Origin of the sequence: Sphingosinicella humi, assembly GCF_003129465.1 — a bacterium.
GTDB lineage: Bacteria > Pseudomonadota > Alphaproteobacteria > Sphingomonadales > Sphingomonadaceae > Allosphingosinicella > Allosphingosinicella humi.
In genome coordinates, this window is the sequence record NZ_QFFF01000001.1 from 335,865 (window position 1) to 346,669 (window position 10,805).

At 66.8% G+C, this 10,805-nt stretch carries 13 protein-coding genes; 11 read left to right on the top strand and 2 right to left on the bottom strand.

Going from position 1 to position 10,805, the window contains the following annotated elements:
* Window positions 1-8 precede the first annotated feature (8 nt).
* The 9 genes from ccoO (at window position 9) to DF286_RS01700 (ending at window position 7,263) form a co-directional block, all read left to right on the top strand.
* The gene (gene ccoO / locus DF286_RS01660) at window positions 9-743 is read left to right on the top strand and encodes a cytochrome-c oxidase, cbb3-type subunit II (RefSeq protein ID WP_109269853.1); all 735 of its coding nucleotides are present in this window, start codon (window positions 9-11) and stop codon (window positions 741-743) included.
* Window positions 740-901, top strand: coding sequence for a cbb3-type cytochrome c oxidase subunit 3 (locus tag DF286_RS01665; RefSeq protein WP_109269854.1), 162 nt, complete (start codon window positions 740-742; stop codon window positions 899-901). Before ccoO ends, DF286_RS01665 begins: the two co-directional genes overlap by 4 nt.
* Complete coding sequence (gene ccoP / locus DF286_RS01670) at window positions 894-1,814, top strand: cytochrome-c oxidase, cbb3-type subunit III (RefSeq protein WP_109269855.1); 921 nt, start codon at window positions 894-896, stop codon at window positions 1,812-1,814. The genes DF286_RS01665 and ccoP overlap by 8 nt, the downstream gene beginning before the upstream one ends.
* Complete coding sequence (gene ccoG / locus DF286_RS01675; RefSeq protein WP_109269856.1) at window positions 1,801-3,264, top strand: cytochrome c oxidase accessory protein CcoG; 1,464 nt, start codon at window positions 1,801-1,803, stop codon at window positions 3,262-3,264. The genes ccoP and ccoG overlap by 14 nt, the downstream gene beginning before the upstream one ends.
* The gene (locus DF286_RS01680; RefSeq protein ID WP_109269857.1) at window positions 3,261-3,716 is read left to right on the top strand and encodes a FixH family protein; all 456 of its coding nucleotides are present in this window, start codon (window positions 3,261-3,263) and stop codon (window positions 3,714-3,716) included. Before ccoG ends, DF286_RS01680 begins: the two co-directional genes overlap by 4 nt.
* Window positions 3,713-5,827, top strand: coding sequence for a heavy metal translocating P-type ATPase (locus DF286_RS01685; protein ID WP_109269858.1), 2,115 nt, complete (start codon window positions 3,713-3,715; stop codon window positions 5,825-5,827). Before DF286_RS01680 ends, DF286_RS01685 begins: the two co-directional genes overlap by 4 nt.
* A complete protein-coding gene (gene ccoS / locus DF286_RS01690) occupies window positions 5,824-6,021 on the top strand; it encodes a cbb3-type cytochrome oxidase assembly protein CcoS (protein ID WP_109269859.1) in 198 nt (65 codons plus the stop codon). The genes DF286_RS01685 and ccoS overlap by 4 nt, the downstream gene beginning before the upstream one ends.
* Window positions 6,022-6,119: 98 nt before the next feature.
* A complete protein-coding gene (locus DF286_RS01695; protein ID WP_109269860.1) occupies window positions 6,120-6,608 on the top strand; it encodes a hypothetical protein in 489 nt (162 codons plus the stop codon).
* Between the two features lie 19 nt (window positions 6,609-6,627).
* Complete coding sequence (locus DF286_RS01700; protein WP_109269861.1) at window positions 6,628-7,263, top strand: NifU family protein; 636 nt, start codon at window positions 6,628-6,630, stop codon at window positions 7,261-7,263.
* Window positions 7,264-7,267: 4 nt separating this feature from the next.
* On the opposite strand, the gene fixJ is transcribed toward DF286_RS01700, so the two are convergent.
* Complete coding sequence (gene fixJ / locus DF286_RS01705; RefSeq protein WP_109269862.1) at window positions 7,268-7,882, bottom strand: response regulator FixJ; 615 nt, start codon at window positions 7,880-7,882, stop codon at window positions 7,268-7,270.
* Entirely contained in the window at window positions 7,872-9,374 is a 1,503-nt protein-coding gene (locus DF286_RS01710; protein WP_341533222.1) for a sensor histidine kinase, read from the bottom strand. The genes fixJ and DF286_RS01710 overlap by 11 nt, the downstream gene beginning before the upstream one ends.
* 154 nt (window positions 9,375-9,528) lie before the next feature.
* Here DF286_RS01710 and DF286_RS01715 point away from each other — a divergent pair, with 154 nt between their 5' ends.
* Window positions 9,529-10,218: an alternative oxidase gene (locus DF286_RS01715; RefSeq protein ID WP_109269864.1), complete on the top strand. Its 690-nt coding sequence runs from the start codon at window positions 9,529-9,531 to the stop codon at window positions 10,216-10,218.
* 55 nt (window positions 10,219-10,273) lie between these two features.
* On the top strand, window positions 10,274-10,672 hold the full coding sequence (locus DF286_RS01720) for a response regulator transcription factor (protein WP_109269865.1): 399 nt from the start codon (window positions 10,274-10,276) through the stop codon (window positions 10,670-10,672).
* Window positions 10,673-10,805: the final 133 nt, after the last annotated feature.

The following is a 10,805-nucleotide window of genomic DNA, read 5'->3' on the forward strand; positions in this document are numbered from 1 at the left end:
CCCTTCGAATGGCAAGCAAGTTCCTCGACCACGGCAAGATTGAGCGCAATGTCACGGTGCTCGCCGTCCTCTCCTTCATCGCGGTGGCGATCGGCGGCATCGTCGAGATCGCCCCGCTCTTCTGGATCGACTCCACGGTCGAGAAGGTGGAGGGCGTACGGCCCTACACGCCGCTCGAGCTCGCCGGGCGCAACATCTACATCCGCGAGGGCTGCTACAGCTGCCATAGCCAGATGATCCGCCCGTTCCGCGACGAGGTGGAGCGCTACGGCCACTACAGCCTCGCCGCCGAGAGCATGTACGACCACCCCTTCCAGTGGGGCTCGAAGCGCACCGGGCCGGACCTCGCCCGTGTCGGCGGCCGCTATTCGGACGAATGGCACGTCCAGCACATGAAGGATCCGCGCGCGGTCGTGCCGGAATCGGTGATGCCGGCCTATGCCTTCCTGGCCGATCGCGATCTCGACCAGGGCGACATGCGCGAGCATCTGATCGCGCAGAAACGCGTCGGCGTGCCCTACAGCAAGGAAGCGATCGAGGCGGCGAACGAGGATCTGAGGGCGCAGGCGACGCCCGACGCCGACACCGAAGGCCTCGCGTCCCGCTATCCGAAGGTCCAGTTCCGCGACTTCGACGGCAATCCATCGCGCCTCACCGAGATGGACGCGCTGGTCGCCTACCTCCAGATGCTCGGCACGCTCGTCGATTTCGAGGCCGCCGCTCCGCAGGAGGAGCCGCGATGACCTACGACGCCTTCCGGCATTTCGCCGACAGCTGGGGCCTCCTCTTCATGGCGCTTTGCTACCTCGCCTTCGTCGGCTGGGCGCTGCTGCCCCGCAACCGCGAGCGCTCGGACGCCGCCGCGCGGATGATCTTCGACAAGGACAATCAAGATGGCTGAGAAGCGGGTCGACGAGCCCACCGGCACCGAGACGATGGGCCATGAGTGGGACGGCATCGAGGAGCTGAACACGCCGCTGCCGCGCTGGTGGCTGTGGGCCTTCTACGCCTCGATCGCCTGGGCGGCCGTCTATGTCGTCCTCTATCCCGCCTGGCCCCTCATCGACCGCGCCACCGCCGGCGCTCTCGGCTGGACCAGCACCGGTCAGCTCGAGCAGGAGCTGGCGAAGGAGCAGGCGCGCAAGGCGCCGCTGCTCAGCGCCATCGCCGCGACGCCGATCGAGCGCCTTGCCGACGATCCGCGGCTGATGCAGGCGGCGATCGAGGGCGGCCGCTCCGCCTTCAAGGTGTCCTGCGTCCAGTGCCACGGCTCGGGCGCGGCGGGCTCCAAGGGCTATCCCAACCTCAACGACGACGATTGGCTGTGGGGCGGCGACATCGCCTCCATCCACTTCACCATCGAGCACGGCATTCGCCAGCCCGATCATGACGAGACCCGGATGTCGCAGATGCCGGCGTTCGGCGGCATGCTCTCGCCCGACCAGATCGCCGACCTCACCGCGCATGTCCGCACCATTTCGGGCCAGCAGAAGGCGGACGTGGCGGCAGCGCGCGGCGCGGAGCTGTTCGCGCAGAATTGCGCCGCCTGCCACGGCCCCGGCGGGAAGGGCGACCGCGGCCTCGGCGCGCCCAATCTCACCGACGCGATCTGGCTCTATGGCGGCGATGCCGAGACGATCGGGCAGACGATCGCCAACAGCCGCTACGGCGTGATGCCGCGCTGGTCGGGTCGCCTCGATCCGGTGACGATCAAGATGCTCGCCGCCTACGTCCACTCGCTGGGTGGCGGCGAGGCGATGCCGAAGTCTCAAATGGCCGAGGCGGAAGGGACAAAGGCCGATGGTCAGCCCTGAAGACCTGACCGGTCTCAAGAAGAAGAGCCTCTACGCGAAGCGGGAGCCCGTCTACCCCAAGGCGGTGACGGGCAGGTTCCGCCGGCTCAAGTGGCTCGTCATGGCGGTGACGCTCACCATCTACTACGTCACCCCCTGGCTGCGCTGGGACCGGGGCCCCTATGCCCCCGACCAGGCGGTGCTGATCGATCTCGCCCATCGCCGCTTCTACATGTTCGGCATCGAGATCTGGCCCCACGAATTCTACTATGTCGCGGGCCTGCTCATCATGGCCGGAATCGGCCTGTTCCTGGCGACCTCGGCGGTGGGGCGCGCCTGGTGCGGGTACGCCTGCCCGCAGACCGTCTGGACCGACGTCTACCAACATGTCGAGCGCTGGATCGACGGCGATCGCAACGCGCAGATCCGCCTAGCCAAGGCGCCCTGGACGGCGTCCAAACTCGCGCGGCGGCTGTTCAAATATGCCGCCTTCCTCGCCATTGCGATCGCGACCGGCGGCGCCTGGATCTTCTATTTCGCCGACGCGCCGACCCTGCTCCGCGACTTCATCGCCGGCGACGCGCCCTTCGTCGCATACGCGACCGTCGGCGTGCTGACCGCCACCACCTTCACCTTGGGCGGCTTCATGCGCGAGCAGGTCTGCATCTACATGTGCCCGTGGCCGCGCATCCAGACGGCGATGATGGACGAGAAGTCGCTGACCGTCACCTATAAGGAATGGCGCGGCGAGCCGCGGGCGCGCGGCACGAAGAAGGCGACGCTGGTCGATCTCAATCGCGGCGACTGCATCGACTGCAACGCCTGCGTCGCCGTCTGCCCGACCGGCATCGATATCCGCAACGGGCCGCAGGTCGGCTGCATCACCTGCGCGCTCTGCATCGACGCCTGCGACCGGGTGATGACCCAGATCGGCCGTCCGCGCGGCCTGATCGACTATGCGACCCTGGAGGACTGCAGGACGGAGGCGGCCGGCGGCACGCCGAAGCCGCTCGCGAAAACGATCTTCCGGCCGCGCACCCTCATCTACTTCACTTTGTGGGCGGCGATCGGCCTTGCCATGCTGTTCGCGCTCGGCGCGCGAACGCGCCTCGACATCAGCGCGCAGCAGGAGCGCAACCCGATCTACGTCCGCCTGTCCGACGGCGACATCCGCAACAGCTACACTGTCAAGATCCGCAACATGGAGGCCCGCCCGCGCCAGGTCGAGGTGGGGATCAGTGACCTGCCCGAAGCCGTCGCCTGGACGATTGAGGGCAGTCGCGAGGCGGCCGAAGGAACGGTGCCGGTGAACGTGCCCGCCGACAGCGTCGCCAAGGTGAAGCTGTTCGTCGCCGCCCCGGCAGCGGGACCGCAGGAAGACGATTTCGTTTTCACCGTCCGCTCGCTGGACATGGAAGGCGCCACCGCCACCGTCGAGAGCCGCTTCGAGCGGCCGGAGGAAGGACGATGACCAGAAAATTCACCGGCCGTCACATGCTGGCGATCATGGTCGCCTTCTTCGGCACGATCATCGCCGTCAACCTCACCATGGCGATGTTCGCCACGCGCACGTTCGGCGGCACCGTCGTCGACAACAGCTATGTCGCCAGCCAGAAGTTCAACGACTGGCTGGCTGCGGCCCGGGAGCAGGAGGCGCTCGGCTGGGACACGCAGGTCCGCCTCGACGAGTCCCGCCGGGTCCTGATCGCCCTTGGGACCAACGGACAGCCGCTGGCCGGCGCCACCGTCTCCGCCCTCGCCCGCCACCCGCTGGGACGCGAGACCGACGTCGCCCTCCGCTTCGAGGCGGCCGGCGAAGGCGTCGTCCGGTCCACGGAACCGCTGCCGACGGGCCGCTGGCTGGTTCATGTCGAGGTGCGGCGGGGCGGCGACACCGCGCGCCTGATCGAGACGCTGTCATGACCGCGGCCGCGACTGCCCCGGCCGAGCCGCTCGCTCGCACGCTCTTCGCCGTGCCGGGCATGCGCTGCGCCGGCTGCATCTCCAAGCTGGAGGGCGGCCTCGCCCCCCTCCCCGGCATCGCCTCGGCGCGCGTCAACTTCACCTCCAAGCAGGTGGCGATCGAGCACGCGCCCGAACTCCAGCTCCCCGACCTCCAGTCCGCCATCGCCGGCCTCGGCTTCGAGGCGCAGCCGGTCCGGGACGGGGGTTTGCCAGCCGACAAGTCCGAGAGTCGCTCGCTGGTCAGGGCGACCGCCGTCGCCGGCTTCGCGTCGATGAACGTGATGCTGCTCTCGGTCTCCGTCTGGTCGGGAGCGGAGGGTGCCACCCGCGACCTCTTCCATCTCCTTTCCGCGCTGATCGCGATCCCCACCGTCGCCTATTCGGGCCGACCCTTCTTCCGCTCGGCCTGGAATGCCGTCCGCCACGGCCGCACCAACATGGACGTGCCGATCTCGATCGGCGTGCTACTCGTCACCGCGCTCAGCCTGTTCGAGACGCTGACCAGCGGCCCCCACGCCTATTTCGACGGCGCGGTGATGCTGCTCTTCTTCCTGCTCGTCGGGCGGCTGCTCGACAGCGTCATGCGCGACCGCGCCCGCGACGGCGTGACGGCGCTCCTGAAGCAAAGGGCCGTCGGCGCCCTGACGATCGGGGCCGACGGAAAGACGGAATGGCGCGCGGCGGAAGATCTGGCGCCGGGAATGCGGATGATCGTCGCGGCAGGCGAGCGGCTCGCGGCCGACGGCATCGTCGAGTCCGGGACGAGCAGCCTCGACCTCTCGCTCCTCACCGGCGAAAGCGCACCCCGGCGCGCGGACGTTGGCGATGCGGTTCACGCCGGCACGCTGAACCTCGACGGACCGCTGACGGTGCGCATCACTGCCGCCGGCGCCGACACCGCGATAGCCGATATCGCGCGCTTGATGGAGCAGGCGGGTCAAGCCAAGTCCCGCTACGTCCGTATCGCCGATCGTGCCGCGCGACTCTACGCGCCGGCGGTGCATACGCTGGCGATCCTGGCCTTTGTCGGCTGGATGCTGTCGGGCGCAGGATGGCACCACTCGCTGCTCATCGCCGCCGCCGTCCTCATCATCACCTGCCCCTGTGCGCTCGGCCTGGCCGTTCCCGCCGCGCAGATCGTCGCCGCCGGCGCCCTGATGCGGGCGGGTGTCCTCATCAAGGACGGATCCGCGCTCGAGCGATTGGCGGAAGCGAACCGCGCCTTGTTCGACAAGACGGGCACGCTCACTCTCGGCCGTCCGGTGCCCCTGGACCTGGATCGGCTTGCGATGAAGCCCGTCATCCTCGCCCTGGCACGAGCCAGCAGCCATCCGCTCAGCCGCGCGCTTCGAAAGGCGCTGGAGCGGGAGGGAATCGTCGCCGAGCAGGTCGAGGCCTTGGTAGAGAAGCCCGGCTTCGGCATGCGTGGTCGCTATCTGGGCCTTCCCGTATCACTTGGCCGCCCCAATGCCGCCGCTCCGGGCCTAGCGACAGCCTTCACCATCGGCGACCTCCAACCGGCCCTCATCCGCTTTGAAGATGGAATACGGCCCGACGTCAGGCCCGCCCTCGGCCGCCTGGCCGAACTCGGGCTGGAATCGTCCATCGTCTCGGGCGACACCGCCGCATCGGTGGCACCGGTCGCCGGGCAACTGGGTCTCACCGCGCAGACGAGCATGCGCCCGCAGGACAAGCTCGACGCCATTGCCCGGCTTTCGGCGGGCGGCGCGAAGGTGCTGATGGTCGGCGACGGCCTCAACGACGGCCCCGCTCTTGCCGCCGGCCATGTCTCGATGGCGCCCGGCTCGGCCAGCGACGTCGGCCAGATGGCGGCCGACGCCGTCTTCATGGGCGACAGCCTCGCGCCCGTCGCGACGGCGATCCTGGTGGCGCGCCGGACGATGCGCGTCGTGCGCCAGAACTTCGTCATCGCCATCGGCTACAACATGATCGCGATCCCGCTGGCGCTGATGGGTCTCGTCACCCCGCTCGTCGCCGCCGTCGCCATGTCCGGCTCCTCGATCATCGTCGTCGGCAACGCCCTTCGCCTGAGGGGCGCGGCCAAATGAACGGCCTCGCCATCCTCATTCCGATCGCCTTGTCCTTCGGGCTGCTCGGCTTGGCGGCCTTCTTCTGGGCGCTTCGGTCGGGGCAGTTCGACGACATGGACGGCGCGGCGCTCAGGATATTCGTCGAGGAAGGCGATCTTGAGAATGGACGTCCCGAGGGCAGTGCACACGCCCCTGCCGATCACCTCCGGTAACCTCCTTAGGGAGAATATCCGAATTCAGGACCGGGCGCCGATTACCTAGTTTCGCTCCTGTCAAAGCGGCCGGTGGGCCGGATACAGGAGCAGCTCCGATGCGACACGAAGTCCTGAAAGAACGCGACAGCTTCGACATGGTCGATGTGGCGGCCGTATGGCCGACCAGCGCGCAGGTCGCCCCCCTCCCGATCCCCGAGATCGAGCCCGCGGCCGAGCGCGCGCCCGTTTACGGGGCGCCCGCCGCGCCCGACGTTCCGGTGGCCGTCGGCGGCCTGATCGTGGCCGCCTATGTGTCGCTGATCGCGACCTTCGCCGTCGCCACCGTCGCCTCGCGCGAATCGATCTTCATGATCGTCGTCGCCGGCTTCTTCCTCTTCATGTTCTTCGCCGTGCCGCGGCTCTTCTTCAAATATGAGGCCGATCACGGCGTCCGCCAGAGCTTCTCCCGCTTCATGAGCGAGGGGATGCAGACCTTCACCGGTCACAGCGCCGGCGGCGCGGCGCTGGTCCAGATGCTGATCGTCCCCGTGTTCCTCACCCTCGGCGTGGTCGCCATGGGCATAGCCGCCGCCCTGATCTTCTAGGGCGGCCGGGGGGAAGGTCGTGACGGCGCCTCTGATCCAGATCGAACGCACGCCCAATCCGGAGGCGCTGCGCATCCTTCCGGGCCGGCAGCTCATGGCCGGCGCGCCGCTCGAGTTCCGGCTCGGCGACGACTGCAGGGGAGCCCCTCTCGCGGAGGAACTCCTCGAGATCGAAGGCGTCAAGAGCGTCATGCTCGCGCCGGACTTCGTCACCGTCTTGCGTTCCTCGCCCGAGCGGGACTGGGCGTCGCTCAAGCCATTCCTTCTCGCGGTTATCGCCGACTTCCTCTTGTCGGACCGACCAGCCGTCGTCGTCCAAAGCCGTAGCGACGCGCCGGATTTTGGCGACGATCGCGTGAGCGCCCAGATCCATGAGGTCATCGAACGCTTCGTCAGGCCCCTGCTCGCCCGCGACGGCGGCGAGGCGACGCTGGAAAGCTTCGACCCGGAAACGGGCGTGGCTCATGTCCGGATGGGCGGCGCCTGCGGCGGTTGTCCCTCCGGCCGGACCACCCTCAAGGGCGGCATCGAGCAGACCATCAAGCGCTATGTGCCGGAAGTGAGGCGCGTCGAGAGCACCGAAGCCGCGCCCATCATCGCCGATCCGAAAGCCCGCTTCAGAGCCTGGGTCTCCTCGCGATGGGGGCGGGACTGAGGGCCTATTCGGCCATCTCCGCGATGGTGGCCATCCGCACCAGCTCGGAAAGGCTTCGCGCCTGCATCTTCGCCATCACATTGGCGCGATAGACCTCGACCGTCCGGGCGCTGATATCGAGGTCGAACGCAATCACCTTGTTGGCGTGACCCTCGACCAGGCCTCCCAATACCTCTCGCTCCCGCTGCGACAACGTCTCCATGCGGGCGCGGATCTCGTCCCTCTGGGCGTCCTTCTCATTGCGGTCGCTTGCCCGTGCCAGCGCCGACCGGATGGCGCCGAGGATCGCTTCGTCGCTGAACGGCTTTTCGATGAAATCGGCGACACCCTGTTTCATCGCCTGGATGGCCATGGGCACGTCGGCATGGCCGGTGATGACGATGACCGGATCGGTGACGCCCAGGCTCTTCAGCCGACCCACCAGCTCGATCCCGTTCATTTCCGGCATGCGGACGTCGGTGACGATGCACCCCTGATCGATGTCCGGCACCGACTTCAGGAAGTCGATCGCCGATTCGTAGGAACGAACCTTGAGGCCGGCGCAGTCGATCAGGAATTCCAGAGAATGACGGGCGGAATCATCGTCGTCGATCACATGCACCATGGGCTCAGTCGCCATCGAATAATTCCTCCTTGCCAATTCTCTGAAGCGTGAATCGGAAAATGGCCCCGCCACCTTCATTCTCTTCGACCCAGATGCGCCCGCCATGCGCTTCGATGATCGTGCGCGATATGGACAGACCGACGCCCATACCCGTTAGCTTGGTCGTGATGAACGGCTGGAAAAGCTGGCTGGCGATTTCCGGACTGATCCCCGGGCCGGTATCGGCGACGCTGATCAGCGCCATGTCATTCTCCGTCGGAACAACGGTCACCTTGAGGTCGCGGCGCTCGCATTCGATCATGGCATCGACGGCATTGCGGATGAGGTTCAGGACGACCTGCTGGATCTGCACCTTGTCGGCCAGCACGAGGTCCACCTCACGATTCAGATCGAAGCGCACGCGCAGGCCGTACTGCTTGGCCCCGACGAGGGCGAGGGCGCTCGCCTCCTCGATCAGCTTGGGCAGGCTCTCGACGCTGCGCTCCGTCTCGCCTCTCGCTACGAAGTCCCTGAGGCGCCGGATGATCTGGCCGGCGCGAAGCGCCTCGTCGGCGGCCCGGTCCATGGCGTCGCCGACGCGGTCGCGCGGAATCTCCTCCTGGGCCAGCAGCATCTTGCTCCCCTTGAGATAATTGGCGATGGCCGAAAGCGGCTGGTTCAGTTCATGGGCTAGCGCGGAAGCCATCTCGCCCAGCGCGGTCAGGCGCGAGACGTGAACGAGTTCGCTCTGGAGCTCCTGGAGCCTGGTCTCGGTCTGCTGACGCTCGGTGAGATCGCGGACGAAGCCGGTGAAGAAGCGGCCCTCCTCGCCGCGCATCTCGCCCACGGCCAGTTCCATCGGAAAGGTCGATCCGTCCCGGCGCTCGCCAACGACGACCCGGCCCACGCCGATGATGCGCCGCTCGCCGGTCCGGTAATAGCGCTCCAGATAGCCGTCATGCTCTTCCCGGTAGGGCGAGGGCATCAGCATCTTGACGTTCCGCCCCGCTGCCTCCTCGGCTTTCCAGCCAAACAGCCTCTCGGCGGCATGGCTGAAATCCCGGATCAGCCCGTCCTCATCGATCACGACCATGGCATCGGGGATCGTTTCCAGGATGGAGCGAAGGTGCCCCTCGCGCTGCACGAGCCCCTTATGGACCTCCTCGGCGCGTCTCCAGGCGCGCTGGAACCATTCGCCGCCGACCGCGACGACCGCCCCGACGAGCATATAGGCGCCCGCTCCGATCAGGTTTCCGGTCGCAATGCCCCCCGTCATCGCGTCGACGGCAAGACCGGCACCGGCGCCGAGCGTCACCGCCAGAAGGCCCGGCCAAACTCCTCCCACGGCGGCGGCGAGCACCACCGCCGGGACGAAGAAGATGAAGGTGTCGCGCTGCCCGATGAACGGATCCACCGCCCAGCGGGCGGACATGCCCGCCGTCACCGCCAGTACCGCCAGGACGCACGCCGCCCCGGCCCCGATCCGGGATAGGAAGGCGGCGAGCTCGTCCTGACGCAAACCGTTCAACTCCATGCCGCCTCCATAGGGGGATGTGCCACTGCGTGCGACCTCCGTGTTTCTACTTAGGGTCAAGACCCAAGTTTTGGCCAGTTCGGTCGGCGACTAGATCGGCTCCGAGAGTGAAGGCGGGCTTTGGCTCGCCCATTCAGAGGAGACCACAATGACCGCGCCGTTCATCGATCTTGCCGTCCATCATCAGCCCAAGGGGCTGTCGGACCGGGTCGCCTATGGCTTCACCAAGGCGCTTCGCTGGTGCGCCGACACTTTCTTCGCCGAGCGCTACGGCCATCGTGCGGTCGTGCTGGAGACGGTCGCCGCCGTTCCGGGTATGGTCGGCGCCACCATCAACCACCTCGCCTGCCTTCGCCGCATGTGCGACGACAAGGGTTGGATCAAGACGCTCATGGACGAAGCCGAAAATGAGCGCATGCACCTGATGACCTTCATCGAGATCTCCAAGCCCACGTGGTTCGAGCGGGCGGTGATCATCGGCGTGCAGTGGGTCTTCTACCTGTTCTTCTTCGCCCTCTATCTCGTCAGCTCGAAGACCGCTCACCGCGTCGTCGGCTATTTCGAGGAGGAGGCGGTGATCAGCTACACCCACTATCTCGCCGAGATCGACGAAGGCCGCTCCGAGAATGTGCCCGCGCCCGAGATCGCCAAGCGCTATTGGGGCCTGCCCGACAGCGCCACTCTCCGCGACGTGGTGCTGGTCGTGCGCGCCGACGAAGCCCATCACCGCGACGTCAACCACGGCTTCGCCAACGAGCTCGCCGGGCTCCCGCAGGGCAAGGTGGCTCCCTGCCCGCCGCACGAGGCACTGGAACCGATCTGGAAGCAGGCGGCCTGACCATCGGTAACGGATCGGGGAAACCATTTCCCCGATCCGCCTTGGAGAGAGCAGAATGAAGGTCGCTCAGAAGGTCTTTCTAGTCGACGACGATCCGGCCATCCGCGCCTCGCTCAAATTCTCGTTCGAGCTTGAAGGATTCGAGGTGGTGGAATTTGCCGACGCCGAAACCATCGCTGAGCATGCACCATCCTTGGGTGGGGGCTGCCTGGTGATCGATTACCGGCTCCCTGGCATGAACGGCCTGGCGCTACTGGCCTTGCTCCGGATGCAGGGAGTCACCCTTCCCGCCGTGGTGATAACCAGCAATCCTACTCGCCAGGTTCGCCAAGCGGTGGCGGATGCGAAAGCAGTGCTGATCGAGAAACCCCTCCTTTGCGACGCTCTTACGGCGGCCATACGATCCTTGATCTCGTCCACAGAGATGTCGTTGCCCGTTGATTTGACTCAATGACAGCCTTTGCCGATCAAAGGCAGGAGGGGTGCGGTCGGTTACGACATCGGCTGGAACCGAGTGTGTTGGGGAGCGTCTAGTCTACGGCTGCTGAAAATCAGGGGGGCGACCTTTTGCATTTTCGATCGACAGG

Coding starts and splice junctions, on each gene's coding strand:
- DF286_RS01695 (WP_109269860.1), top strand. CDS start 6,120: ATGCGACACGAAGTCCTGAAAGAACGCGACAGCTTCGACATGGTCGAT.
- DF286_RS01720 (WP_109269865.1), top strand. CDS start 10,274: ATGAAGGTCGCTCAGAAGGTCTTTCTAGTCGACGACGATCCGGCCATC.
- ccoP (WP_109269855.1), top strand. CDS start 894: ATGGCTGAGAAGCGGGTCGACGAGCCCACCGGCACCGAGACGATGGGC.
- DF286_RS01685 (WP_109269858.1), top strand. CDS start 3,713: ATGACCGCGGCCGCGACTGCCCCGGCCGAGCCGCTCGCTCGCACGCTC.
- ccoS (WP_109269859.1), top strand. CDS start 5,824: ATGAACGGCCTCGCCATCCTCATTCCGATCGCCTTGTCCTTCGGGCTG.
- DF286_RS01665 (WP_109269854.1), top strand. CDS start 740: ATGACCTACGACGCCTTCCGGCATTTCGCCGACAGCTGGGGCCTCCTC.
- ccoO (WP_109269853.1), top strand. CDS start 9: ATGGCAAGCAAGTTCCTCGACCACGGCAAGATTGAGCGCAATGTCACG.
- DF286_RS01715 (WP_109269864.1), top strand. CDS start 9,529: ATGACCGCGCCGTTCATCGATCTTGCCGTCCATCATCAGCCCAAGGGG.
- fixJ (WP_109269862.1), bottom strand. CDS start 7,882: ATGGCGACTGAGCCCATGGTGCATGTGATCGACGACGATGATTCCGCC.
- ccoG (WP_109269856.1), top strand. CDS start 1,801: ATGGTCAGCCCTGAAGACCTGACCGGTCTCAAGAAGAAGAGCCTCTAC.
- DF286_RS01680 (WP_109269857.1), top strand. CDS start 3,261: ATGACCAGAAAATTCACCGGCCGTCACATGCTGGCGATCATGGTCGCC.